Origin of the sequence: Paludisphaera rhizosphaerae, assembly GCF_011065895.1 — a bacterium.
Classification (GTDB): Bacteria; Planctomycetota; Planctomycetia; order Isosphaerales; family Isosphaeraceae; genus Paludisphaera; species Paludisphaera rhizosphaerae.
Genome location: NZ_JAALCR010000009.1, coordinates 1 through 24,650, shown reverse-complemented (window position 1 = coordinate 24,650; position 24,650 = coordinate 1). Strand labels below are relative to the sequence as shown.

The following is a 24,650-nucleotide window of genomic DNA, read 5'->3' as shown; positions in this document are numbered from 1 at the left end:
ATCGAGACGGGGACTAGGTCGCATCGCCTTCGGATGGCGAGTCGGCTGGATCGGCACCAGGCCCGCGAAGGCCGGGAAGACCTTGACCTGGCAGTTCTCGATCCGACCGGCGGACCCGGAATACTGCCGCTGGACCCCAGCCGACTTGACGCCCTTCTCGAGTAACCCCGTCTCGTCGACGATCAGCAGCCTGCGGAGGCCGGTCAGGTGGACCTGGACGTAGGCGACCAGATCGTCGCGGACCCGATCAGCCTCTCAGTCGGCGCGGCCGAGGAGATGCTGAACGCCGTAGGGGTTCTCGTCGCCGGCCGACTCGGCGAACTGCCAACCGTTGTTGCGTTCGACGACGGAGAGCAACCCTCACAGGTAGGCCGCGGCCCGCTCCTGAGGCTCTTGCCGTGGGAATCGATGAGCGATCAGCCGCTCGATCGCCTGCAGCTCCACAGCCCAATCGCGAACGTCCGCGGCGGTTGGGATATCGGGCATCTCTCGGCCTCCTTGCGACGAAATGGTAGGAGGCCCAAAACCAAATTACAACCGTAGTAGACCGACTGCTTCGCGCCGATCGGAGCGCTCCTGCCGGTGATGGAAACACGGCGGCTTGCCAGAATTGCCCGTGGGAGGATAAGGCGATGACAGACCGAGGGGTTGTCGTGAACCGACTTGAAGCTTCGACATCCGATGGCCCCGACGGTTCAACCAACCGTGGAATGTGAATAGCGTTATTCATTCTCCGGCCCTGCCTGTTTCTACGATCCCCGGGGATGCGAAGGCGAGCTGGGCGGCCTCGGCCTTTCGGCCATTTTCGATAGATGCCGCCCACTCTGTTCGTTTCCAGGGTGGCGAGGCCCCGAACAGACTCTTGATCCGCCTGCCCACACGCGCGACTGCCCGGCCTGCTCCGGGCCGCTGTGGTCGGCCGCCACCACCCGCCGGACCGTCGTCACTCTGGACGGCTCTGTGCTGCTGCGGCTCCAGATCCGCAGTTGTCGCAACACCGATTGCCCCCGGCATCGGGCCTGCCTCCGCCCCGAGCAGGAGGGCCGCTATGCCCTGCCGCAGCACGAGTTCGGACTTGACGTCATCGCCGCGGTCGGCCGCCTGCGGCATGCCGAGCACCGCAGCGTGCCCGAGATCCACGCCGAGCTGGTCCGCCGCAGCGTCCCGATCTGTGTGCGGAGCGTCGGCAACCTGCTGAACTGCTACGACGAGCTGCTGGCCCTGTCCTCCTCGGATGTCAGCCGCCTCCGGCGGATCACGGCCGAGGCCGGGCGGGTGATCCTGGTGATCGACGGCCTGCAGCCCGACGTCGGCCACGAGGTCCTCTGGTTGATCCGCGACGTGCTCAGCAGCGAAGTCCTCCTGGCCCCGAGCCAGCTGTCCTGGACGCCGGCCGACCTGGCGAAGCTGATGACCGAGGTGAAGGGAGCCCTGGGCGAAGTCCGATCGCTGCGGTGGTCTCCGACAGTCAGACGTCGATCCGCAAGGCCGTGGCCGAAGCCCTCGACGGCGTCCACCACCAGCTCTGCCACTTCCACGACCTGCGCGAGGTGGCCCTGCCGATCTACGAGGCCGACCACCACGCCAAGGTCCAGCTCAAGAAGAAGGTGCGCGGCGTGCGGCCGATCGAGCGGAAGGTCGAGGGCCGCGACGACGCTGAGGCCGAGGCGGTCGGCGGCTACTGCGCCACAGTGCGATCGGCCCTGACCGACGACGGCCGCCCGCCGCTGAAGGCTTCGGGCCTGAGCTGAGGGATCGGCTGGCGAAGGTCGCCGACAGCCTCGACCGAATCGGTGCTAAAAGGGGCTTCCGAAGGAGCAGACGCTGCTGCGGGCGATCCTGGCCAAGGAGCTGGAGACGACCGAGATGACGTAGCCGGAGATGAGGACGGCGTTCGGCTGGGTCCGCCGGTTCGGCGCGATCCTAGCCGACACAAGGGGGCGAGTCCCGCGGCAGTGCGGCGTCGGCACCGGGGCTGATCGCCGCGTTGGCCCGGTGCCGCGGGCCGCTGGGTTCGCTAGCCGGTGCGTTCGACCACTTCCACAAGGCCACTCGGAGCTACTGGGCGGGCCTGTTCCGGTGCTGCGACGTGGCGGACCTGATCGTGTCCGACGTCTCGGCGTGGCGGGACAAGCGTGACCGCCTGGGACGTAGGCAGGCCGTCCGGACGTCGGGTCGTCGCTTCCGCCGTGACCCGGAACCCCACCCCAGGTCGCTTGAGGACTCGCTCATCAAGCGGGTTTTGCCGCCCTAGAAAAGGGGAGCCGCGACTGATCCCGTTGACAGTGCCGGAAGTCCGAGTGCTGTTGCTGTGGCTGATCTGGGCCCGCCTGACGCCGCCGGAGCGGGCCCTGGCCTGGTCGCTGTGGCGGCGGGAGCACCAGCAGCACGACAAGGAGTGCCACTACCGAAATCGCGGCGCAAGAGTCCTGCGACGATGCACAACTGTAGCATAGCCGCACGAATTCACCATGCAGCCGACGCCTGCGAGGTCGCCGTGCTTGAATTTCGTCATGCCTACGCCAATGCGCGAGATCCGCTCGGCGATCTCATGACCACGCATATCCGGATATGTCTTCTCGTTCCAATCGCCTCGGGCCTCGTGCAGGTCGCTGTGGCAGACCCCAGCGTTGATGAGCACGTCCCCGTCGCCTAAGGCCCGCCGAGCGAACTCGTGGGGGAGCGAAGCTGCCGTCCCGCGAGAAAGCGGCGTATCCCTTGGCAGGGACTCGCCTCTCCTGCGCGAGAGAGGAGCAGGCATGGGCGATGCAGAGCAGGGACGTCAGACACGCCCGGAGGCGGAGTGTGGTGTCTGGCATGCGGGTGCATCTTCCCGATGTCGAGGAATGGTCCTGTGAACGCCGGTCGAGGTCGTCGGGCCGTCAAAGCCTGGTCATATCGAGGACGAAGCGATACCTCACGTCCCCCTTCTCCAGGCGCTCCATGGCCTCGTTGACCCGGCCCGCAGGCAGCAATTCGATCTCGGCCGCGATCTTGTGGTGGGCGCAGAAGTCGAGGACTTCCTGGGTCTCGGCGATACCGCCGATGTTCGACCCGGACAGGCTCTTCCGACCGCCGACGATGTTGAACGCGCCGACTTCGAGCGGCTTGACGGGCAGTCCCACGAGTACGAGCGATCCGTCCACCTTCAGAAGCTTCAGGTACGCGTTGGCGTCGTGTTCGGCGGAGACCGTGTCCACGATCAGGTCTTGCTTCGCGCAGCCAACCATCTGCTGCTCGTCGGTCGAGACCACGACCTTGGAGGCCCCCAACCGCTTGGCGTCGGCCGCCTTGGCGGAAGATGTGGTGAAGACGGTAACCTCGGCTCCCATCGCGGCGGCGATCTTGATCGCCATGTGCCCGAGGCCGCCCATGCCGAGGACGCCGACCTTCTTGCCCGGCCCGGCCTTCCAGTGCTTCAGCGGCGAGTAGACGGTGATGCCGGCGCAGAGAATAGGAGCGGCGCTCGCCGGGTCGAGCAATTCTGGGATGCGGAGCACGTAGTTCTCGTCGGCCACGATGCTCTTCGAGAAACCGCCGTAGCTCATACCGCCCAGGTGTTTGTCTGGGCTGTTGAAGACGACGCTCCAGCCATTCTCGCAGTACTGCTCCTCGCCGCTCCGGCAGTACTCACATGACCGACAACTGTCCACAATGCAGCCGATCGCCGCCACCTCGCCGACCTTGAACTTGCCGACCTCGCCGCCGACCTTGGTGACTCGCCCCACGATCTCGTGTCCCGGCACCACGGGGTAGGTCGTTCCGCCCCAATCGTTCTTCACCACGTGCAGGTCCGAGTGGCAGATCCCGCAGTAGAGGATCTCGATCTGGACGTCGTGCGGCAGGAGGTCCCGGCGGGGGATGTTCCGCTCGGTCAGGGGCTTCGACGGGGCGTCGGTTCCGATGGCCCTGGTCTGATACGTTTTCATACTCTTCGATTCTCCGCTGCAGTCAATCAATCGAGGAGCGAGTGAACCAGGCTGAGCGTTGCCTAGCCCGTCCCGCAAGGGGAGCTGATCTCGTCGTTGTATCGAGGGGACGGCGTGGGTCTTCAACAGCCCAGACGCCGTCGGTCGCCTCGGTGGTCGTAGTGCCTGGCCAGGGAGTCGGAGGTCCGCCGGTCGACCCTTCAGCGGCAACACTCAGGATCGCCGATATTGCTCGTCTTCGACCTTCTCCAGCCATTCGACCATCTTGCCGTCGAGGGCCTCCTGGACGGCGATGTGAGTCATCGCCGTGGTAGGCGACGCCCCGTGCCAATGCTTCTCGCCCGGCGGGAACCACACGACGTCGCCCGGGCGCACCTCTTCCACGGGCCCGCCCTGCTTCTGCACCCAACCGCAGCCGGAGGTGACGATCAAGGTCTGGCCGAGAGGGTGGGTGTGCCACGCCGTGCGGGCGCCGGGCTCGAACGTGACATGCGCCGCGGCCGCCCGCGCCGGGGCCTTCGGCTGGAAAAGCATGTCGATGCGAACCGATCCGGTGAACCAATCGGCCGGGCCCTTGTTCGACGGCTGCGATCCCGCCCGCGTGATCTCCATATCTGCCTCCTGAATCTTGGATGAAAGGGTCGCGAGAGCGCGACGCATTGTGAACAGGGCTGAGACCGCGCCCACCGTGGTCAAGAACGCCCTGCGGGATGACATCACGATCGACCTGCTCACATTGAGTACCCTGGTTTCTTGTAGAGCTTCCCCGCGGCCCGTTCAATGTCGGGCCTGTACACCTTCTCGGCCCATTCGTCCGCGTCGATCTCCTCGAAGGCGACCGAGACCGCCTCCTCGCCGTAGCCGAGCACGTCCGTGACATTCTTGGCGATGGCTTCGGCGAGCTTCTCCTTCTGTCCTTCCGACTTCCCCGGCACGAGCTTGACGATGACGTGCGGCATGGCCCTCTCCATTGCTGGGTCGGTCAACGGCCGACGTACTGCTGCAGTTGCTCGGGATATCGGGCGCCTTGCACTTCTACCCCGGACGTGGCCGCTTCGATCTCTCGGAGGTCGTCGGCCGAGAGCGCGACGTCGGCCGCGCCGAGGTTCTCCTCGAGGCGGTGGAGCTTCGTCGTCCCCGGGATGGGCGCGATCCAGGGCTTCTGGGCCAGGAGCCACGCGAGCGCGAGTTGGGCGGGCGTCACGCCCTTGCGGCCGGCGATCGCCTCGAACTCCGCGACCAGGGCCCGGTTGGCCTTTCGGGCTTCCGGAGCGAATCGGGGTACGGAATTCCGGAAGTCGGAGGCCTCGAACGCGGTGCCCTCGTCGATCTTCCCGGCGAGGAATCCCTTCCCGAGCGGGCTGAAGGGGACGAATCCGATGCCGAGTTCCTCGAGCGTCGGGAGGATTTCGTTCTCCGGATTCCGCCACCAGAGCGAGTACTCGCTCTGCAGGGCGGCCACCGGCTGGACGGCGTGGGCGCGGCGGATTGTCTGCACTCCCGCCTCGGAGAGACCGAAGTGCTTGACCTTCCCCTCGCGGATCAGGTCCTTGACCGTCCCCGCGACGTCCTCGATCGGCACTTCAAGGTCGACTCGGTGCTGGTAGAACAGGTCGATCGCCTCGACGCGGAGACGCTTGATCGACTCCTCGGCGACCTGCCGAATACGCTCGGGGCGGCTGTCGACGCCGTCCGCGGGCCGGCCGCCCTTCCAGCCGAACTTCGTGGCGACGACGACCTTGTCCCGGTAAGGCGCGAGCGCCTCGCCGAGCAGTTCCTCGTTCGAGAACGGCCCGTACGCCTCGGCGGTGTCGAAGAACGTGACGCCGCGATCGACGGCCGCGTGGATCAGCGCGACAGCCTCGCGCCTCTCCATGGGCGGCCCGTAGCCGAAGCTCATCCCCATGCACCCGAAGCCGATCGACGAGACCTCCAGGCCGCTCTTGCCAAGCTTTCGCGTCTCCATATCGTTCTCCTCCACTTAGATGGGTGATCAGACCACGGTCATCCCGCCGTCGACGGTGAGAGCGTGTCCCACGACATAGCTCGCACCTGGGCTGCACAGCCAGAGGACGGCTGCGGCGATCTCCTCGGGCTTGCCTGCGCGCCCCATCGGCACGCCCTTGGCGATCTCGCAATAAGCCTGTTCGTCCCCGGAGACGACGTCGCGGGCGATCTGGGTGTCGATCAATCCGGGATTAACCGCGTTCACGCGAACGCCGAGCTTGACGTACTCGAGGGCCGCCGTCCGCGTCAGCCCGACCACCCCATGCTTCGAGGCGATGTACGAACCGATGCCGGGGTTGCCCGTGAGCGCCCCGACCGATGCGTTGTTGACGATAGCGCCGGAGCCCTGCCGCTCCATCTGGCGCAGCTCGTGCTTCATGCAACTCCAGACGCCCCGGAGGTTGATCCCGATGACGCGGTCCCAATCCTCGCGCGTGCTCTCCCCCGTCGGTGCGATCTTGGCCATGACGCCCGCGTTGTTGAACGCGACGTCGAGACGGCCGAACTCGGACACGGTGGTCTCCACGAGCGACGCCACCTGCTCATCGTCGCTCACGTCGCACCGGACGGCGATCGCCCTGCACCCGGCCGCGACCAGCTTCTTCGCTTCCGCTTCCGCGGCCTCCCCCCTGAAGTCCGAAAGCACCACGGCCGCGCCTGCCTCGGCGAAAGCCCTCGCAGTCGCGAGCCCCATCCCGGCCGCAGCGCCCGTAACGAGCGCGACCTTGCCGCTGAAATCGAGTGTATTCTTCATGGTTCGACCCGTCCTGTCGGACTCGTGTTTGTTGATGCCGCGGTCATTCGAGTTCGAGGGAGACCTTCACGCCTCCGTGTCCAACCGCCTCCTCGATCCCGGCGGAATCGTCGATCCTCCCGAGCCGCGTGTAGCTGTAGCCGGTCTGGAACGTCTCGTAGAAGACCACGAGGGTGTCCGCCCCCCAGAGCATCAGGTCTCCGCTCCGGATCGTGCCCGGGTTCGCGGCGTTGGTCGGAAGCGGTTCGGGCAGGCGTGCGAACTTCTCGTTGCCGTTCAGTTCGCTCATGTCGAGCATCAGCGGGAGCATCTCGCGCAGTTTGGCCGTCGCCTGGTTGTCGTCGAGCTTCGCCGAGAACGTCCGCGTGCCGATCGTGACCTTCATCTTCTCGCCCTTCGTTTCGTCCTTCGGCCCCTCTCTTGGGACGACCCGCTCGGCGGCCGCGACGGGTGGGGGCGATTCCCCCTCGCCGCAGCCGGCGACGCCGATCGAGGCCGTCGCGATGAGGAGGGCTGTGCGTCGCCAGGCGCCCATCGGGATCCCTTTTCCTGAATCACGCCGTCTTCGACATATCGACGACGAAGCGGTAGCGGACGTCCTTCTTCACGACCCGGTCGAACGCCCTGTTGATGTCGCCGGGGCCGATGACCTCGACGTCGGCCTTGATGTTCCGGGCCGCGCAGTAGTCGATCATCTCCTGGGTTTCGGCGATGCCGCCGATCGCCGATCCCGCGATGCTCCTCCGTCCCATCACGAGGCTCGGCCCGCTGACCTCCTGGAGCATGTCCAGGGTGCCGACGTTGACGAGGGTCGCATCCGGCTTGAGGACGTTCAGGAACGGGAGCATCGGGAAAGCCTTCGGGACCGTCGCGATGACGAGGTCGAAGCGGCCCGCGAGCCCCTTCATCGCGTCTGCATCGGTCGAGAGCACGGCATCCTTTGCGCCGAGGCGCTTCGCGTCGGCCAGCTTGCCCGGCGAGGTCGTGAAGACGGTGACCTCGGCCCGGCGCGACCCGGCGAGCTTGACGGCCATGTGGCCGAGGCCGCCGAGGCCCACGACGCCGACCCTCTGGCCCGGAGAAAGCTCCCAGTGCTGGATGGGCGAGAACGTCGTGATTCCCGCGCAGAGGAGCGGGGCGGTCGCCGCGAGGTCCATCCCCGGCGGGATGCGGACGACGAAGCGTTCGGCCACAACCATTGCCGTCGAATAGCCGCCGTACGTGTGGCCTCCCGAGACGAGGTCGGGCGAGTTGTAGGTGAAGGTGGCCGGCTGGGTGCACGTCTGCTCGCGATCGTCGAGGCACCCCTCGCACTTGCCGCACGAGTCCACCATGCAGCCGACGCCGCCCACGTCGCCGACCTTGAACTTGGTCACGTTCTTGCCGACCGCCCGAACCCGGCCGATGATCTCGTGTCCCGGGACGCACGGATACTGCGTCGGATTCCACGACGACCACTCGTTCCGCGCCTGGTGGACGTCGGAATGGCAGATGCCGCAGTAGAGGACGTCGAGCAGCACGTCGTTCGGCCCGACGGCCCGCCGCTCGATCTGCATCGGGCCGATCGGGGAGTCCGCTCTCGTGCTGCCGTAGGCGCGAGCCTTGATCGGAGACGTGTCCGAGCTCGATTCGTTGGAACCGTCATGGGCTGCCGCGACGGCGCCGCCGAGGATCATCGGCGTCAACGCAAGGCTCGCTCCCGTGACCGCGAACTCTCTCCGTCCCAGCTTGGTCGTCGAACCGTCTCGACTCTCGTCCGAAGCGTTTCTCATAAGGTGCCTCCCTCTCGTATCCAACTGTTAAACTTGTGCGACCAGTCAATCTGACTTGAGCGACGCCATGTCGATCGAGAAGCGGTACTTGACGTCTCCCTTGAGCATCCGCTCGTAGGCCTGGTTGATCTGCTGGATGGCGATGACCTCGACGTCGGAGACGATGCCGTGGTCGCCGCAGAAGTCGAGCATCTCCTGCGTCTCGGCGAACCCGCCGATCATCGAGCCCGCGAGCGACTTGTTGCCGTAGACGAGGGCGAAGGCGTTCAGATTCGTCGGCTTCTCGGGCACGCCCACGAGCGTCATGTTGCCGCCGCGGCGGAGGAGGCCGAGATACGCATTCAAGTCGTGCTCGGCCGACACGCAGTCGAGGATCATGTCGAACGAGCCGGCGTGCTTCCTCATCTCCGAGGCGTCTTTCGAGACGACCACCTCGTCGGCGCCAAGTCTCAAGGCGTCCTCTCGCTTGGACGGGGAAGTGCTGAACACGACGACGCGCGCATCCATCGCGCGGGCGAACTTGACGCCCATGTGCCCAAGGCCTCCCAGGCCCACGACGCCGACCTTCTTGCCGGGGCCGACCTGATTCCGCTTGAGCGGGGAGTAGGTCGTGATGCCCGCGCAAAGGAGCGGGGCCGCCGAAGCGAGGTCGAGGTTTGTCGGGATGCGGAGGACCGCTCCCTCGTCCACCACGATGCTGTCCGAGTAGCCGCCGTAGGTGACGGGGGCCGTCCCGTGCTTGTCGGGGCTGTTGTAGGTAAAGCTGGCGTTTGGACAGAACTGCTCGAAGCCGTCCTTGCAATTCGGGCACTCGTGGTCGGCGGCGACCAGACAACCGACGCCGACGACGTCGCCCGCCTTGAACTTTTTGACAGAACTTCCGACCTTCGTCACCCTTCCCACGATCTCGTGGCCGGGGACGCACGGGTAGACGGTGGGCATCATGTCGTGCCACTCGTCCCGCGCCGTGTGGAGGTCGGAGTGGCACACGCCGCAGAAGAGGATCTCGATCTGGACGTCGCGCTCGGTCGCGTCGCGCCGCGGGATGATCGTCCCGGCTAGCACGTCCTTGGGGCTCCCGGCGGCGAAGGCCTTGGACTTGTACATAGCTCATTCTCCTCGATGCAAAGAACGCTCGGTTCGGGGGGAGGCGTTGTCTACTCTGGTCTCGCCTCGCCCTTCGGTTTCATTAAAGGCCGGCTCAAGAGGGATGAAAAGGAACGATCCTCCAGAGTTCTAGCCTGTTTCTCTTGGGGCTTGCAGGATCGGATCGCCGAATCCCGCAAGAGATAGCCCGAATCTGCGCAGGGGCGATCTCGCCTCGCGCTCAGCCAAGACTTGAGGGCGGATCGTCTACACCGCGGCGTCGATCAATCGCGATCCTGGGAGGGCAGGGAGACAAGCTCTCCGTGGGATGCCTCTTCATCTCCGTCGGAGTGCGACGGAGGATCGGTGATGCGGGCGGGTTCGATGTGGAGCAGGTCGCTCGCGTCCACGTGGGAGGCTTCGCCCCGGTCGCTGAACCACCGGACCACGACGTAGAAGACCGGCGTCAGGAAGATGCCGAAGAGGGTGACGCCGATCATCCCGGCGAAGACCGCCGTGCCCAGCGTCCTGCGCATCTCGGCCCCGGCCCCCTCGGCGACCACCAGCGGGTAGACGCCGAAGATGAAGGCCAGGGACGTCATGATGATCGGCCGGAGCCGCACCTTGGCCGCCTCCAGCGCGGCGGCGGAGCGAGGGACGCCCTCCGCCTGGCGGTCTCGGGCGAACTCGACGATCAGGATGGAGTTCTTGCACGCCAGGCCCACGAGCACCACGAATCCCACCTGGACGAAGATGTTCACATCCATGCCCGCCATGGCGACGCCCGCGAGCGCGCTGAGCAGGCACATCGGCACCACTAGGATCACCGCCAGAGGGAGCGACCAGCTTTCGTAGAGCCCCGCCAGGACGAAGAACACGAGTACCGCCCCCAGCACGAACGCGCTGAAGGGGTTCTGGCGGAGGTCGCGGAAGCTCTCGATCTTGCCGGCCTGCTTCTGCAGGAGGCTCAACTCGGTCCACTCGTACGTCATCGACCGGGGCAGTTCCTTGTCCGCCACGGCCTCCATCATCCGGACCACCTCGCCGGTGCTCGTCCCCGGCAGGGACGCGCCGGAGATCGTGGCCGCCGGGAACATGTTGTAGCGGGTCACGGTGACCGGCCCGTAGGAGTCGCGGAAGTCGACCACGGCGCCCAGCGGGGCCATGTCGCCGTCGGCGTTGCGGACCTTGAACTGACGGGCGTCGTCGGCGGTGGCCCGGAACGGGGCGTCAGCCTGGATATTGACCTGCCAGGTGCGGCCGAAGCGATTGAAGTCGTTGACGTAGTAGCCGCCGAGGTAGACCTGGAGCGTCTCGAAAACGTCGGCGATGCCGATGCCCATCGTGCGGACCTTGGTCCGGTCCACGTCCGCGTAGAGTTGGGGCGTGCTCGAGCGGAAGCCGTTGAGCAGCCCCACGAGCCCCGGCTGGCGGCCGCCCTGGGCCGCCAGGTTGTCGGCCTGGGCCTGGAGCGCGGCGAAGTTGACGTCGCCGGTGGCCTCCACCATGAGCTTGAAGCCGCCCGCGCTCCCCAGCCCGTCAACGGCCGGCGCGCCGAAGACGTTGATCTTGGCCTCGGGGATCTCGCGGCGGAACCGCTCGCGGAGCTTGGCCGCGATCGCGTCGGAGGTGAGGTCGGGCGACCGGCGGTCGTGGAACGGCTCGAGCGGTATGAACATCGAGCCCAGATTCGAGCTGATGGCGTTGAGGATGAACGACCGACCCGGGTTGGCGATCGTGTGGGCAACCCCCGGCGTGTCGCGAGCGATCGCCGCGGCCCGGTCCATCACGTCGTACGTGCGCTCGAGCGACGCCGAGTCGGGCAACTGGACGTTGGCCACTAGGCGGCCCTTGTCCTGGTTGGGGATGAACCCCGAGGGCACCCGAGTAAAGCCGTAGCCCGTCAGGCCGATCAGGCCGCCGTAGACGAGCAGCACCATGACCGCCAGGCGGATGGACCAGCCCACGACGCGGCCATAGGCGTCGGTCGCGCGGTCGAAGATCCAGTTGAAGCCGCGGCAGAACTTACCCAGGATCCAGTTCGTGGGCCGGATGACGAGCCGGCCCACGAGGCCCCCCACGACGGCGCCGGGGATGAAGAGCACCGCGTTCGTCGCCAGCGAGATCAGCGAATCCTTCAGGCCCGCCACCGCGGCATGGCCTTCTCCATGCCCGTCGGAGATGCCCATCCAGGCGGCGGCAAGCGGGGTGAGGAACTTGATGGAGATGTAGCCGCCCAGCAGGGCGAAGCTCCACCAGGGGAGCACCTCCTTGCCGTCGCCGCCGTGCGCCCCGTGACCCCCGCCGTGGCCGATCGTGCGGCCGGCGAAGATCGAGGCGGCCCGGGCGGGGGTCATCGTCATGGCGTTGATGGCCGAGATGATCATCGACGCCGAGATCGTCAGGGCGAACTGGCGGAAGAACTGCCCGGTGATGCCCCCCAGGAAGGCGCTCGGAAGGAACACCGAGCTGAGGACCAGCGTGATGGCGAGGATCGGCCCGGTGATCTCGTTCATGGCGCCGATGGTAGCCTCGCGCACCGGCAGGCCCTTCTCCAGCCAGCGCTCGATGTTCTCGAGCACGACGATCGCGTCGTCGACCACGATGCCGATGGCCAGAACCAGGCCGAACAGCGTCAGGTTGTTGAGCGAGAAGCCCAGGATCATCATCACCGCGAAGGTGCCCACCAGCGACACGCCCACATCAATGACCGGCAGGAGCAACGCCTTCCAGTCCTGCAGGAAGAGCAGCACGACCAGGGCGACCAGGATCACGGCGTCGCGTAGGGTGTTGACGACCTCGCCCACCGACTCTCGGATGAACGGCGTCGTGTCATACGCGATGGCGTATTTGAGCCCGGCGGGAAAGCGACCCTCCAGATCGTGCATGCGGGCCTTGACCAGGTCGGCCACGTCGAGGGCGTTCGAGCCGGGGAGCTGGAAGATCGCCAGCCCCACCGAGGGTTTGCCGTCGAGGAACAGGCTCTGGTCCTCGGCCCGGGCGCGGAGTTCGGTGCGGCCGACGTCCCTCAGGCGGGTGACCTCGCCGTCGTCGCCCGTGGCGAGGATGATGTCGGCGAATTGCTCGGCCTCGACCAACCGGCCGAGCGTGCGCAGGGTGTACTGGAAATCCTGGCCGACCGGGACCGGCGGTCGTCCGATCTGCCCGGCGGCGACCTGGATGTTCTGCTCGCGGAGGACCCTCACCACGTCGCCCGCGGTCAGGTTGCGCGAGGCCAGCCGGTTCGGGTCCAGCCAGACCCGCATGCTGTATTCCTGGCCGCCGAAAGAGAAGACGTCGCCAACGCCCGAGATCCGCCGCAGCTGGTCCTGCAGGTTGATGGTCGCGTAGTTGCTCAGGTAGAGCTGGTCGTAGACGGGCTTTCCCGTCGACTTGTCGTCGTCGGAGTACAGGTTGACGACCAGCAGGATGTCAGGCGACCGCTTCTTGACCGTCACGCCCACGGCCCTGACCTCGGCGGGGACCTTCGGCAGGGCGATGCTAGCCCGGTTCTGCACCAGGACCTGGGCCATGTTGATGTCGGTGCCGAGTTCGAACGTAACGTCGAGGATGTAGGAGCCGTCGTTGCCGCTCTGCGACGACATGTAGAGCATTCCCTCGACGCCGTTGATCTCCTGCTCGATCGGCGCCGCCACCGTATCGGCCACGACCTGGGCGCTGGCCCCGGCGTAGGTGGCCTCGACGCGGACCGTGGGCGGGGTCACATTCGGGTACTGGGCGATCGGAAGCAAGCCCACGGCGATCCCGCCCATGAGCACGATGACGATGGAGATGACCCAGGCCAGGACCGGACGATCGATGAAGAAGCGCGCGAGCATTGAGCAACCTCGGGGTGATGCGGACCTCAGTGAGACTCACGCGTTCAGTCGACGCTGGCGATCCCGCCCGCGGCGGCCGCGGGAAGGGAGTCCTTCTCGACCGACAGGGCCGGCATCTCGACGACCTTCGGGGCGACGACCGCGCCCGGCCTTATCTGCTGAAGGCCGACGACGACCACCCGCTCGCCGGGGGTTAATCCCGACTCCACCTCGCGAAGCCCGTCGTGGACGGCTCCCAGGCGGACGGGACGAACGGCGACTTGGTCCTTGGCGTCCACCACGTAGAGAATCTTCTGGCCCTGGTCAGTGTCGACGGCCCGCTCCGTGACGAGCAGGGCCCGGTGGGGCGTTCCGAAGGGGAGCCGGACGCGGGCGAACAGCCCGGGGGAGAGCATCCGAATGCCCCGACCTTCGATGACCGGGTTCGCGATCGTCCCGCGGACGCGGAGCGTGCCCGTCCTGGGGTTGAGCCGGTTGTCGCTGAAGTCGATGGAGCCGCGGTGGGGGAATCCCTCTTCGTTGGCCAGGCCGGCCAGGATCGGCAGCGTGGACCCACCGGTGCGGGACTGCGCCCGGCCGTCGCGGATGAGCGAGCGGATGGTCAGGACCGTCCGCTCGTCGATGTCGAAATAGACGTACATCCGGTCGAGCGACACGATGGTCGTGAGCGGCGTCGTATTGGCCTCCACCAGGTTCCCCGGGTCGACGAGCCTGCGGCTGAGCCGCCCCGCGAACGGCGCGGCGACCCGCGCGAATCCCACGTTGAGCTTGGCAAGGTCGCGGTCGGCCCGGGCCACGTTCAGGGAGGCCTTGGCCTCCTTGAGGTCCGCGAAGACGTGGTCGTACTCCTCGCGGTTGCTCGCTCCCCGGCTAAGGAGGTTGGAGGTCCGCCTCTGGTCGACCTCCAGCCGTTCCAGCCGCGCCTCCGCCTGGGCCGCGGTGCCTTCAGCACGCTCGAGTGCGAATTCATAGGGGCGGGGGTCGATCTCGAAGAGGAGGTCGCCCTCCTTCACCTCGTCGCCGTCCTGGAAGTGGACCCGATCCAGGTGGCCGCCAACCCGGGCGCGGACCTCGACCGAGCGGACCGCCTCGAGCCGACCCGTGAAGTCAGCGTACTCGGCGACCTCTCGCTCGACGGGGAAGCTCACTAGCACCTCGGCCGGGGCCGATGCCACGACGGCCGCTGGCGGCTTCGAGCAACCGAGGGGCCCGAGGCCCGAGAGTAGGATCAGGACCAGTCCGATCGGGTGACGCATGAAGCTCGCTCTCCAGCAATGACATTTCCCGAAGCGATCGCAGTCCAACCCGCATCAGCGGCTGGTCGTCCGCTTGATCGTTGTGCTCCGCGTAGCGGCCCCCCTGCGCCGTGATCAGCAGGTTTGCCGACTCTGTCATTAATGGCCGGATGATCGCCCGAGGAAAGGACCGTTTCTCCAGAAGGTTTGCCTATTTCTCCAGCAACCCGGGCGAACTCGCTCCCGAATGCCGTATCATGTAGCTTGATTCCGTAATCACTACGAGCAATCTGGAGAGTGGTCATGAGAGGCCGAGGCGAAATCCGCGAGAGGCTCGCGTTGATGCTCGGCGAGTTGGCCGAATGCGACGGCATCCACCCGATGCGTGTCGAAGGAGTGTCGATCGTCCGCAGGTCGGATCCGGCCGTCCGCGCCCCCATCGTCTATCAGCCGAAGATCCTCTTCGTCGGGCAGGGCTCGAAGCAGGCCTACCTGGGCGGCGAGACCTACCGGTACGACGCCTACAACTACCTCGTACTCGCCGTGCCGATGCCGGCCGAATGCGAGACGAACGCGACCCCCGAGGAGCCCATGCTCCTGCTGGCGATCGACGTCGATCCGACGACGATCGGCGAGATGCTGCTCGAGATGGACGAACTCGCCCCTTCGCCGGCCGCCGTGCCGCGTGGAATCTCCTCGACCCCGATGACCGAGGACCTTGGCGAGGCCGTCTGCCGGCTGCTGGAATGCCTGAAATCCCCGCTCGACAGCCGCATGCTGGGCCGGCAGGCTGTCCGGGAGGTCGTCTACCGCGTGCTCCTGGGGGAGCAGGGCGGTGCCCTCCGGGCGTTCGCGAATCGCGACGACCACTTCGCCCGGATCGCCCGCGTCCTGCGTTACATCCACTCGGACTACGCGAACCCGGTAGGCGTCGACGACCTGGCCCGAAAGGCGGGGATGAGCGTCGCCGCGTTCCACCACTACTTCAAGCTGGTGACGGCCAGTTCCCCGCTCCAGTACCTGAAGAGGATCCGGCTCGACCAAGCGCGACGGCTCATGGCCCACGACGGCCTCAACGCAGGCCAGGCCGCGCGGGCGGTCGGCTACGAGAGCGCGTCGCAGTTCAGCCGCGAGTTCAAACGACTCTTCGGAGCGACTCCGCTCGAAGAAGTCGAGCAGACGCGGACTCGCCTGGCCATCGGCTGATACCGAATCGCCCTGAAGGCTAACGATCGATGGTGAGGGCCCAATGGAAGCCGACGGGGCCGCGGACGGCTTCGGGGTGGTGGATGAGCCATTCGCAGCGACCGACCAGGGGTTCCTGCATGGCGTCGAGGTCGGCGAAGCCTCGGTTGGCGGCGAACTCGCGGACCAGGAGCCAGAGAGGCTCGGCCGGCTGCAGTTCCGGGGTGCAGGGCGGCAACCGGTGCAGGACGACGTTCGGCGGCACCTTCAGGCGGCCCGCCAGGTGCCAGCCGGCGTTGTCGACCAGGAGCACCAGCAACTTCTCGTCGCCCGGGTCGGCCCAGCGGGCGAACTCGGCCAGGGCCGCCGACATCCAATCCGTGTTCGCCGACGGCAGGATCAACTCCAGGTTCCTCCCGTCGACGGGCCGGACGAATCCATCGACGTAGAGCCACTCGTACTTGGTCCGGCCGTGGGCCGTGGGGCGGACGCCGCGCGGCGACCAGACGCGGCGGGCGATCGGCTTGAGCCCCAGCCGGGCCTCATCCTCGGCCCAGAGCTCGACGGCCTTGTCGGGGCGGTCGCGACGCAACGCCGCCACCCGGTCGGCCAGGGCGCCTTTTCCACTCTCCGCGCTCCTCGGCGTCGGCGACCCCGGGGTTCTTGGGCCGTGGTATCTGGAGGCTGAAGCCCACCTGGGTCATCCACTTCCAGGCGGTCTGGACGCAGACCTCGACGCCCCAACGGTCGCGGACGTAGGCGGCGACCTTGGGCCCGCTCCAGAGGCCGCCGTCGTCGGGCCGCCCCTGCAGGGCCTCGAACAGGGCGGCCCGCTGCTCGTCCGACAGCTTGGGCCGGCCGCCGTTGGAGATGGAACGACGGTCGATCAGGCCGACGGGGCCCTCGGCGTTCCACCGCTTTAGGACGGTCCGGACCCAGCACGGCGTGAGCCCGACCTGGGCGGCGACCGCCGCCGGGGTCGGCGGCTCGGGCGAGCGGGTCAGCAGCCAGACGACCTGCCAGTGGGTTTTCTCCAGGCCGTCGCGGCAAGCCTTGTAGCGACGGGCGACCTCGTCGGGGCTGAGATGGGCGACGATCGGCAACCAGATGCGCGACATGATGCTACCCTCCTCGCGGGTGGACGCCTCCACCTCCAAGAATAGCAATCCAGGCGATATAGTATGACAGCCCCGTCGTCGTTCGCCAAGTATCGGTACCGTCGCGACCGCCGAAGGGTCGCAAGACGAACGTGCGCAGCGTCGATCGGTCGCATGAGCGGCCTACATCGTCGCTGCAGCCCTTCGTTGCATGATCAAGGGATCTCGACGTCCAGGAGTCGCATCGAGTACTAGACCCAATGCCCGTTAGTTAAGGCCCCGGAGACGACTTAGGGCCAAGTCATGAGGCCGAAAACACAGGGCTTCTCGCGGGAACTGCAAGTGCGAAAGCCAGTGTGGAGTGCCTTAACTAACGAGCATTGGTACTAGACCGAGGCGAGCCGAGGTCGGGCTGGACGACGTTCGACTTGCGGTTCGTCGGCCGCGTCGATGCACGTCGACGGGCTGCCATCCGTGGCGGATGAATATCGATATTCAGCCGACGGCGTCTTCTCGGCCATGCCCGTCGAAGCTGCATCTACGGCCGGAAGGCCGCCGTTTCCGATCGACGCTCGACCTGGTCGTCCCATGGCAGGAGGCGGCCGTCCGACGAGTACACGGGCCGTGCGTCCTTGGACCACCGCCTGGAGAGTACGAACTCGCAAGCCGAGGGGATTCCGGGCGTCGCCGACTCCATCGCCCGATTGAGGATCAGTTCGATCTTTCGAGCCTCCGCCAGGTGGTCGACGCCGGACTTGGGGAGCTCGACCACGAACTCGTCGTGTATGAAGGCGACGACCCGATGCCCGTCCCGGATCAGATGCCAGAGCGCGAGTTTGGCGGCGTCGGCGGCGACGCCCTGAAAGGGAGTGTTGCGGGCCTGGGTGTAGTTCACGACTCCCCGGATGCGACCGCTCGACGTGACGATCCCGCGCGGGGCGTGGGAGGTCCCGCCCTGGGGGCCTCTCTCGTCGGAGAGGTACGCCCCCAACTCGGGGTACACTTCGGCGATGAGTCGTCGCCGCAATTCCCCGGCCTCGGCCGCGGTCATGGCGACGTTGAAGTTCGTCCGGGCGTAAACCGCCAGCGCCTCCGCGCCCAGTCCGCCGGGGATGCCGAAGTTAATCGCCTTCGCCCGCCGCCGCAGGACGCTGAATCGCTCACGGTCTCGGGGCGACCCGGATCGCAGCCGGAGGAACTCCCGGGGCTCGACCCCCTCGAACAGGGCCGCCGTGTGGGCGTGGGGATCGCCGCCGGCACGGAGCACCTGGGCCAGCCGCGAGGAGCCGAATCGGGCCTCGCAGACCGCCGCCAGGGTCCTCAGTTCGGCGCAGACGTAGTCCACGATCAGGAAGACGTGGCCTGGACTCGGGACGAAAGCCTCGCGAAGGCCGCCGCGGCGGGGCAGGGCCTGGATGTTCGGCCCGCTGGCGGTGGTGCGTCCCGTCCGGACGAGGGTCGTGTAATTCGGCCGGACCACGGGGCCGACGAGGCTTGCCGCGCAACGGAGCAGGGAGGAGGCCCTGCCGAGTTCAGCCCAGGCCGACACGAACGGGTGCGACGGCGCGATCGCCTCCCAGCGCTTGGTCGACGTGGAAACGTCGCCGGAGGACGTGCGGGGGACGGCGATCGATCGACCTGAATCGGCGGCGACCTCGTCGACCACGCCGATGAGGACCCGACGTAGTTCGACGACGTCCAGGTTTGGAGTGCCGGACGTCGTCCCGAGGAACCGCCCTGACGGCGTGGTCCGAAAGAGCCGGTCGCATCCGGGGAGGGCCCTAATGGTCTCAACCGATCGCGCGACGCTGTCGCGGAGGCGCGACTTGGCGGCTTCCAAGCGGGCGACGTCCAGACGCAGCCCGTTCCGGGAGGCGGCTGCCAAGGCGATCGCCGCCTTGACCTGGACGGTCTCGGTGAGGACACCACACGTTTCGACTGCATCGCGGAGGATCTGCTCACGGTACGGCCCCATCAAATCGATCGCCAGCCTTTGCATGACCGAATAGGCCCTCAAGGAGGCGGCCGCGGCGTCGACGAGCCCAGATCCGCGTGAGGCCCCGACGTACTCGGCGGCGATCTCGGCGAGGCTTCGCGGGCGCGGCTCGTCGTCGGTTTGCGCCAGCTTGATCAGCTGATCGAGCAGGGCGGGGTCGTGCAGCCGCCCCTGGTCGGCGATCGACCACCAGTCGTTCAACGCGTCGGCCTCGTTTCGCACGATAAGATGTTCAGCCACGAGCCAGAAGCCGGCTGCGACATCATGCAGGATGAACTCCCGATCGCGATGGAGCCGGACGAACTCACCGAGCCGGTCGGGGTGGATCCGTCGACTCGCCGACCCCTGACCGGACGACGCGTGGCCCCATGGGACGATCCCGCTTCGATCCGACAAAACTCGCTCGACGTGAAAACCCAGGCGCTGACCGGCTAGGGACTTGCCGTCCCAGATAGGAAGCTCGAGTGCCCTATCCCCGTCCGATGACCGCGACCGTTCGAGGCCGGCCGTGACCACCGCGGTCGATTTGTGCGAATATTGCGAATGGAAGTCTGAAGGTCGGGCTGTCGCAGGCGATCCTGATGTTTGCGAACTCCGCGAATTTACTCCGGGAGTCGAAACGCACCTTTCCGATCCTCTGATTGAATTCTGCGAATGGTCGGCGTGAGGCGGAACCTTAGGTTTCAAGCCGATGGATCGATATTTCCCCTGGAGTGGTCGCTCACCGTCAGACCACACAGACCCTTCGGGAGTCAGACCATCGACGTTTTTCGAGGGAGTGACGAGATCAGCAGTCTCCTTGCTAAGCAGTAAGAGGACGTCCCTTTTATGAACACTGAGTGCCTCTCGGTCCTCCCGCTTCATCACGCCCTGTTTCGCCCGATAGCTGAGGCTCCCTGCCCGGCCCGTGAGTTCCACGCCGCGGCGACGCAAGTCGACGATGAGTTCGTAGGCCGTCATGGGATCTCTCCCTCCTCATACCCGTCTCCCTCCTCGTCGAGATCAGGGGCATGCCCCTGAATACCATTCGCACAATTCGCAATAATCCCGGGCGACCCCTCCGCGTCCCAGCTCGAGTAGTTCGCTGAACTCGCAGAAGCTCCCTCCGGCCTATCGGCTGCGTCCAGAAAGGCGAGAGGGTTGACTTCGTAGCACGGGCCCGGCGGTCGGCCGCGCGTGGGTCCTCGTTCACTGTCGCGCGGTCGGATGTAGCCGTGGCTTGCGAGGAGTTCCAGCGGCGGGTCCAGGGCCGCCGACCGCTTGAACCGTCCCTTGAGGGCTTCGAACGCATCACGCTTCGTGAACATGCGGTCGGCCCCGCGGCCCTCGACGCGGCGCCGGATCCAGCCCAGCAGCCGCTCGGCGTCATCGACCAACGGGTCCCGGTCCATCAGCGCGAAGGCGACCTTCGCGTGGGGAATCAGGTAGTCGCCGATAAGGACCGCCCGGTCGATGACCTCGGCCGAGAGGGGAGCACCGACGGACGTCAAGTTCGACGCGTGATCCGCCATGTGGAGCAGGCCGGCGATCCGTGCAACTGCCCCGGCGAGCTTGCCGGCCCAGTCGGCGATCACGACCAGTTCGCCGGACGGACCGAGCCGGGGTTCGAGCCGCGCGGCGAACGCGTTCCAGCGAGTCCGCGCTTCATCCGTGAGGCCGAGCCTGACGGCGTCCTTCACATCTTGCCTCCAGGCCAGCAGGGCCTGCACGCGTTCGCCGTACCCACGTCGAAGTTGCTCAGGGGCCGGGGGCGGGTCGACTTCCCTTCGTCCGACGAGGCTCCCCGGCACGGAGTAGAGGAACCTGGCCTGAAGGCCCCGCCCCCGCGCGCCGGGGATTCGGTTCATGCCGCGGATCACCTCGGGCTGGACGGCGAGGCCGAGTGTCAGTGCCGGGCGGGCGACGAATTCCGACGACCGGCCCTTGCGGTCGACGCGGAGGGCGTCGCCGGCGTGGCCGCTCAGGAAGACGCTGTAGTTCGCCGCTTCCCTGTTAGCGGCGTATCGGCCGGCCAGGATGTCGAGAACGCCCCCCTCGGGGCTGAAGACTCCCAGTCGGCCGCCGTTCTCCGCCAGGAGGGACCCCAGGCTCTCGGGCGTGGCGTCGTCGGCCAGCAGGCGGGGCGGACGAGGGACGGCCTCCTCGGCCAGCTTGCGGGCGAGGGCCCGGGACTCGGCGGCCAGCTTCTGCCGTTCGGGCCCCTTGGCCTTCGCCGCCCGCCGCCGCAGGCTCTCCAAGGCCTTTTCCTCGATCGCCCGGAGGGCGAGGGCCTCCGCGATCGCCGCTTTCGACTGGTCAACCAGCGTCCGCTCGAACTCCTCCACCGGGGCGAGGAGTTCGCGGAAGACGGCGCTCTTTCGGCTGGCGGGGGGTTGTGCCGTTGCCGTGAAGAGGTTCACGGGTTCGGAGTAGCCGGCGCGGACGACGACCTCGACCTTGCCCGCGCAGGCGACGGCGACGACCGAGAGAGCCAGCATGGCGGCAAGGTCGACGGGGGTCTGGGTAGCGGTCGCCACCGCCTCGACGAACTCGCGCTGCCATTCGGAGAGGGCTTCAACGGGGAAGACGGGCGGGGCGGCGAGGTCGAACGGCACGGGAGTCAGCCAGGCGTCGGCGACGGGGGCGACGTCGTAACGCTCCGCCAGGTATTCGAGCACAGCCCGACGGTCGCGGAATGCGTTAGGCCTCAACTTCGCCAATAGCTCGGGGAACGACAGCGACTCCTTCGATCCGAAGTCGTGATAGACGCCCGACCGCACGTTGAGTCCCGCCGACGGTCGGGCGTCGTCACGGTACAAGGCGCGGCAGGTCAGCCAGCCGTGATCGTTCGGGGAATCGGCGACGATCCTCAGCCCGAAGTCGGCCGACAATCGGGCGAAGTGGGGCCGGACCACCTCCATGACGGTCTTCTCGTCGTGAGAAACGTTCCGAACACTCCCGACGGCAGCGACGACCTCCGCGGCGTCGGCGAGCCGCTCGAGCTCGTCGACGGTCCCGCCGGCGTCGAGCCAGTCGGAGACGTCGCCCTTGTGGGGCAGGCCGGGCAGTTCGAGAATCTTGACGCTCGCGGCCGTCCCGGCCAAGGACTCGGCGACCGCCCTCGCGTGGCTGCGTCCGACCTCGTCGGCGTCGGGCAGCACGACGACGTCGCGTCCTTCCAGAGAGGCGTTGTAAGTCGCCTTCCACTTGCCCGCCCCCATCGGGTTGGTCGTGACCACGAGGCCCAGGGACCCCAGCCGGTCGCTGTCCTTCTCGCCCTCCGCGACGTAGACGCGGGCCGAAGGAGCGGCGGAGTTCAGCTCCGGCAGCCGATAGAGGATCGGGGCGACGCCCTCCAGGTCGTTGATCCACTCGCCCGCCCGCGTCGGGTCCGGACGGCGCTGATAGAAGCGTTTGTACGGCCCCCGAACGACTTGATAGAGGAGATTCCCACCGGCGTCGCGATAGTCGTACGCGACGGTTCGCTCGGTCCTGGTCCCCGCCCCGACGTATTCCGCGATGCTCTCACGATGGACCGAGGAGATCGGACTGGAAGAGAATCGCAGAGGATCGCCGATCGAGACGTCATGGGCGGCCGCCGATTCGGAGGCCTCGTCCAACGGCTCCTCCGCAAGATCCCAGAAAGCCGACCGTGGGGGTGGGGTCGACGTCCCGGATCCCGGCGCGTCCGTCGAAGCCGATGGATCGACGCCCTTTCCCGCAGCGGTCGATCCTTCCTCGACCTTTCCATCCCTTCGCCCATGTGGGCCGAACTCCAAGCTTCGAGGACTATCAAGGGGCCGGCCGGCGCTTCCTCTCGCGACGAGGTCGTCCTCGGCGGTGGCCTCGGGTTGAAGACTCTCGCAGACGTCATGGTTTCCAGGACTTCTTCGCACTCCGATACTCCTCAAAAGGCCCTCATGACTCGTCGCAACGGCGGGGCAGAGTCTAAGGGCGTCCTCGGTTTCGCCGTCAGGCGACTTCTGCATCGACGGCAGGGCCGACCTAATAGGGGACCTACATCCGGGCCGACGCCGTTCGGTGAAGTCACGGCTGAAGGCCGCAAGCGGAATAACGCTATTCAACTTTCAGGTCTCACTTGTTGGAGGCGCCCGGTGCCGCGAGCCCTCGCCGGCGGCCCGCAGTGGAGCCGTCGTCGCAGGGCGGCCGCTCGGGCAGCCCGTGAAGGCGGCCGCTCGCGCAGGCTGTGGCGGCGGGGCAGCGTCGTCAGGAGGCCGCGGGCTGTGGGGGCCCGATCGTCGCCGTGGGCGAAAACACGCCCAGGTCGAGCCGCGAGCGGCCGTCGAGTACGGCCAGGGGGTGGCGGCCGGCGGCGGTGAAGTCGCCCTTGAAGTCCATCTGCCACCGGCTGTCGAGCGCGTCGTGCTCGAAGCGGGCGAAGGCCGCGGCGTCGGCCTGCCGGTCGCGGCGGAGTTTCGCGCTCATGATGCCGGCCGCGGACGCGTCGCGGCGGCCCATGCCGATCAGCCGTCGGCGGGGCTTGCGACCGCCCCGGTCGGGGTGCTCGTCGCCGAGCCCGAGCACCCCGACCTCGATCTCGCGATGCCGGGCGATCCACTTGCAAGCGGCCTCAGGGCCGACGTCGCAACGCCGGCGAAGCTCCCGGGAGTCGGCCCCCTCGGCGGAGGCCGTGGCCTCGAACTCCAATCGCGGCGACACGTGGGACGCGCCCCTCCGGGGCACGGCGGGCCTGCTCCGGAAGGCCATCCCTGATCCCCAACCTGTCACCCATGTCCCCGAACGCCCGTCACCCAATGTCCCGGTTCCATGTACCGGCCCGAGAAGCCGAAGGCCGGGGCCTGAACCACTTGGTCCATTCTCCGGCCTCGGGAGCCGCCCGGTCACACGCCGGGGGGGACGACGCGCGAAACCCCCGGCTCAACCGCGCGCCTGCGCGAGACCAAGAACCAGAGCCGCACGCCGGTCTCGACGACGGCGAAGAGGCGATGACGGCCGGCGACGACCCTGCCGTGGACGTCGACCCCGATCGCGTCGAAGTCCAACTCCCAGCGACCGCCCCACATCATCCGGCGAAACCACGAGATGCGTTGATGGTCCAGCTCGAGGTCGTCGAAGTCCGGCCCGAGCATGGCCTCCGCCTCCGCGGGGCCGATGAACTCCCAACGCAGCTGGAACGGGCCGGTACTCAACTCGCCCGAGTAATCCAGGTCGGGATCGTAGGCGGGCCCGGGCACCCGGGCCCCTGGGCCCACGCTCACGCCGCCGCCGGGCCGGCCCCAGCCGTCCGGCGCGTGGGCTGCGGAGTGGGGCGTCTCGGCCCCCGCGCGTTCGCCGTTGAGGCGCGTGTGGACGACGGACCGGCTTTCGCCGTCAGGGGATTCGTGGTGCATGTCGGGATTCCTCCTGGTGGGCGTCGTCCCTGACGCGGCTTGCCCGCGGGCGTGGCGGCCCCGGGGTGATCGGTTCGTCGCGACCGACGATCGGTCGTCGACGCCACCAGGATGGCGTGACTCGCGGGCCGGCCGGACCCCAACCTGTCCATTTTTTCCCGGGATGGCACCTCGGGGCCTCCGAGAGCCCGGCCGCCACACCGCACGTGCGAGCCGATCGGGGGGCACCAAGTGGATGGGCGGAGTCGGACGCGAAGGGGCAGGCGATCCCCGGGACACCGTTTGGGCGGACCCGAGCACGGGACGGGTATTCGTATCGAAGCCCCTCCGCGACATCGGAGATTGACCCGGCGAAAGGGAATAACGTTATTCACCTCCCGAGCACGATCTGCGGGCCCG

19 protein-coding genes and 3 pseudogenes are annotated in these 24,650 nt (G+C 67.3%); 2 read left to right on the top strand and 20 right to left on the bottom strand.

The annotated features are described in order from the left end of the window. Positions 1-63 precede the first annotated feature (63 nt). Both G5C50_RS33240 and G5C50_RS32940 read right to left on the bottom strand, forming a co-directional pair. A pseudogene (locus G5C50_RS33240) lies at positions 64-240 on the bottom strand (transposase); the annotation flags it as partial. A gap of 120 nt (positions 241-360) precedes the next feature. Then, the gene (locus G5C50_RS32940) at positions 361-486 is read right to left on the bottom strand and encodes a hypothetical protein (protein WP_255487496.1); all 126 of its coding nucleotides are present in this window, start codon (positions 484-486) and stop codon (positions 361-363) included. A 423-nt stretch (positions 487-909) separates the two neighbouring features. On the opposite strand from G5C50_RS32940, the pseudogene G5C50_RS33235 reads away from it, so the two are divergent. Then, positions 910-2,254: pseudogene (locus tag G5C50_RS33235) on the top strand (ISNCY family transposase). Positions 2,255-2,404: 150 nt separating this feature from the next. Here G5C50_RS33235 and G5C50_RS33230 read toward each other — a convergent pair. From G5C50_RS33230 to G5C50_RS13125, 11 genes are all read right to left on the bottom strand, one after another. Continuing rightward, positions 2,405-2,761 (bottom strand): alcohol dehydrogenase catalytic domain-containing protein, encoded by a 357-nt coding sequence (locus tag G5C50_RS33230; protein ID WP_165069992.1) that lies wholly within the window; start codon positions 2,759-2,761, stop codon positions 2,405-2,407. Positions 2,762-2,882: 121 nt separating this feature from the next. Further along, a complete protein-coding gene (locus G5C50_RS13170) occupies positions 2,883-3,929 on the bottom strand; it encodes an NAD(P)-dependent alcohol dehydrogenase (RefSeq protein ID WP_165069990.1) in 1,047 nt (348 codons plus the stop codon). Positions 3,930-4,142: 213 nt separating this feature from the next. Beyond that, entirely contained in the window at positions 4,143-4,541 is a 399-nt protein-coding gene (locus tag G5C50_RS13165) for a (R)-mandelonitrile lyase (RefSeq protein WP_165069987.1), read from the bottom strand. Between the two features lie 119 nt (positions 4,542-4,660). Beyond that, positions 4,661-4,888: a tautomerase family protein gene (locus G5C50_RS13160; RefSeq protein ID WP_165069984.1), complete on the bottom strand. Its 228-nt coding sequence runs from the start codon at positions 4,886-4,888 to the stop codon at positions 4,661-4,663. A gap of 23 nt (positions 4,889-4,911) precedes the next feature. After that, positions 4,912-5,895, bottom strand: coding sequence for an aldo/keto reductase (locus G5C50_RS13155; RefSeq protein WP_165069981.1), 984 nt, complete (start codon positions 5,893-5,895; stop codon positions 4,912-4,914). Between the two features lie 27 nt (positions 5,896-5,922). Continuing rightward, positions 5,923-6,690 carry a glucose 1-dehydrogenase gene (locus G5C50_RS13150; RefSeq protein WP_165069979.1) on the bottom strand — a complete coding sequence of 256 codons (768 nt, stop codon included), beginning with the start codon at positions 6,688-6,690 and terminating at the stop codon, positions 5,923-5,925. Positions 6,691-6,733: 43 nt separating this feature from the next. Beyond that, the gene (locus tag G5C50_RS13145; protein ID WP_165069977.1) at positions 6,734-7,225 is read right to left on the bottom strand and encodes a cyclophilin-like fold protein; all 492 of its coding nucleotides are present in this window, start codon (positions 7,223-7,225) and stop codon (positions 6,734-6,736) included. Between the two features lie 19 nt (positions 7,226-7,244). Beyond that, on the bottom strand, positions 7,245-8,462 hold the full coding sequence (locus G5C50_RS13140; RefSeq protein ID WP_315852316.1) for an NAD(P)-dependent alcohol dehydrogenase: 1,218 nt from the start codon (positions 8,460-8,462) through the stop codon (positions 7,245-7,247). Between the two features lie 45 nt (positions 8,463-8,507). Beyond that, positions 8,508-9,569: an NAD(P)-dependent alcohol dehydrogenase gene (locus G5C50_RS13135; protein WP_165069975.1), complete on the bottom strand. Its 1,062-nt coding sequence runs from the start codon at positions 9,567-9,569 to the stop codon at positions 8,508-8,510. 263 nt (positions 9,570-9,832) lie between these two features. After that, positions 9,833-13,387, bottom strand: coding sequence for an efflux RND transporter permease subunit (locus G5C50_RS13130; protein ID WP_165069972.1), 3,555 nt, complete (start codon positions 13,385-13,387; stop codon positions 9,833-9,835). A gap of 44 nt (positions 13,388-13,431) precedes the next feature. Then, entirely contained in the window at positions 13,432-14,643 is a 1,212-nt protein-coding gene (locus tag G5C50_RS13125) for an efflux RND transporter periplasmic adaptor subunit (RefSeq protein WP_165069970.1), read from the bottom strand. A gap of 282 nt (positions 14,644-14,925) precedes the next feature. Here G5C50_RS13125 and G5C50_RS13120 point away from each other — a divergent pair, with 282 nt between their 5' ends. Beyond that, positions 14,926-15,828, top strand: a complete 903-nt coding sequence (locus G5C50_RS13120) for an AraC family transcriptional regulator (protein ID WP_165069967.1) — start codon at positions 14,926-14,928, stop codon at positions 15,826-15,828. Between the two features lie 19 nt (positions 15,829-15,847). On the opposite strand, the gene G5C50_RS13115 is transcribed toward G5C50_RS13120, so the two are convergent. From G5C50_RS13115 to G5C50_RS13090, 7 genes and pseudogenes are all read right to left on the bottom strand, one after another. Beyond that, on the bottom strand, positions 15,848-16,399 hold the full coding sequence (locus G5C50_RS13115; RefSeq protein ID WP_165069966.1) for a transposase: 552 nt from the start codon (positions 16,397-16,399) through the stop codon (positions 15,848-15,850). Then, a complete protein-coding gene (locus tag G5C50_RS13110) occupies positions 16,350-16,925 on the bottom strand; it encodes a winged helix-turn-helix domain-containing protein (protein WP_165069964.1) in 576 nt (191 codons plus the stop codon). The genes G5C50_RS13115 and G5C50_RS13110 overlap by 50 nt, the downstream gene beginning before the upstream one ends. Before the next feature lie 517 nt (positions 16,926-17,442). Next, the gene (locus G5C50_RS13105; RefSeq protein WP_240907072.1) at positions 17,443-19,296 is read right to left on the bottom strand and encodes a DNA polymerase; all 1,854 of its coding nucleotides are present in this window, start codon (positions 19,294-19,296) and stop codon (positions 17,443-17,445) included. Positions 19,297-19,713: 417 nt separating this feature from the next. Beyond that, positions 19,714-19,860 (bottom strand): annotated as a pseudogene (locus G5C50_RS33225) (TubC N-terminal docking domain-related protein); the annotation flags it as partial. Further along, positions 19,857-22,499, bottom strand: a complete 2,643-nt coding sequence (locus G5C50_RS13100) for a DUF3987 domain-containing protein (RefSeq protein WP_165069959.1) — start codon at positions 22,497-22,499, stop codon at positions 19,857-19,859. The gene G5C50_RS13100 and the pseudogene G5C50_RS33225, both read right to left, overlap by 4 nt. 607 nt (positions 22,500-23,106) lie before the next feature. Next, complete coding sequence (locus tag G5C50_RS13095; RefSeq protein ID WP_165069957.1) at positions 23,107-23,559, bottom strand: hypothetical protein; 453 nt, start codon at positions 23,557-23,559, stop codon at positions 23,107-23,109. Between the two features lie 182 nt (positions 23,560-23,741). Next, a complete protein-coding gene (locus G5C50_RS13090) occupies positions 23,742-24,251 on the bottom strand; it encodes a hypothetical protein (RefSeq protein WP_165069955.1) in 510 nt (169 codons plus the stop codon). Positions 24,252-24,650: the final 399 nt, after the last annotated feature.

Coding starts and splice junctions, on each gene's coding strand:
- G5C50_RS32940 (WP_255487496.1), bottom strand. CDS start 486: ATGCCCGATATCCCAACCGCCGCGGACGTTCGCGATTGGGCTGTGGAG.
- G5C50_RS33230 (WP_165069992.1), bottom strand. CDS start 2,761: ATGCCTGCTCCTCTCTCGCGCAGGAGAGGCGAGTCCCTGCCAAGGGAT.
- G5C50_RS13170 (WP_165069990.1), bottom strand. CDS start 3,929: ATGAAAACGTATCAGACCAGGGCCATCGGAACCGACGCCCCGTCGAAG.
- G5C50_RS13165 (WP_165069987.1), bottom strand. CDS start 4,541: ATGGAGATCACGCGGGCGGGATCGCAGCCGTCGAACAAGGGCCCGGCC.
- G5C50_RS13160 (WP_165069984.1), bottom strand. CDS start 4,888: ATGCCGCACGTCATCGTCAAGCTCGTGCCGGGGAAGTCGGAAGGACAG.
- G5C50_RS13155 (WP_165069981.1), bottom strand. CDS start 5,895: ATGGAGACGCGAAAGCTTGGCAAGAGCGGCCTGGAGGTCTCGTCGATC.
- G5C50_RS13150 (WP_165069979.1), bottom strand. CDS start 6,690: ATGAAGAATACACTCGATTTCAGCGGCAAGGTCGCGCTCGTTACGGGC.
- G5C50_RS13145 (WP_165069977.1), bottom strand. CDS start 7,225: ATGGGCGCCTGGCGACGCACAGCCCTCCTCATCGCGACGGCCTCGATC.
- G5C50_RS13140 (WP_315852316.1), bottom strand. CDS start 8,462: ATGAGAAACGCTTCGGACGAGAGTCGAGACGGTTCGACGACCAAGCTG.
- G5C50_RS13135 (WP_165069975.1), bottom strand. CDS start 9,569: ATGTACAAGTCCAAGGCCTTCGCCGCCGGGAGCCCCAAGGACGTGCTA.
- G5C50_RS13130 (WP_165069972.1), bottom strand. CDS start 13,387: ATGCTCGCGCGCTTCTTCATCGATCGTCCGGTCCTGGCCTGGGTCATC.
- G5C50_RS13125 (WP_165069970.1), bottom strand. CDS start 14,643: ATGCGTCACCCGATCGGACTGGTCCTGATCCTACTCTCGGGCCTCGGG.
- G5C50_RS13120 (WP_165069967.1), top strand. CDS start 14,926: ATGAGAGGCCGAGGCGAAATCCGCGAGAGGCTCGCGTTGATGCTCGGC.
- G5C50_RS13110 (WP_165069964.1), bottom strand. CDS start 16,925: ATGTCGCGCATCTGGTTGCCGATCGTCGCCCATCTCAGCCCCGACGAG.
- G5C50_RS13090 (WP_165069955.1), bottom strand. CDS start 24,251: ATGCACCACGAATCCCCTGACGGCGAAAGCCGGTCCGTCGTCCACACG.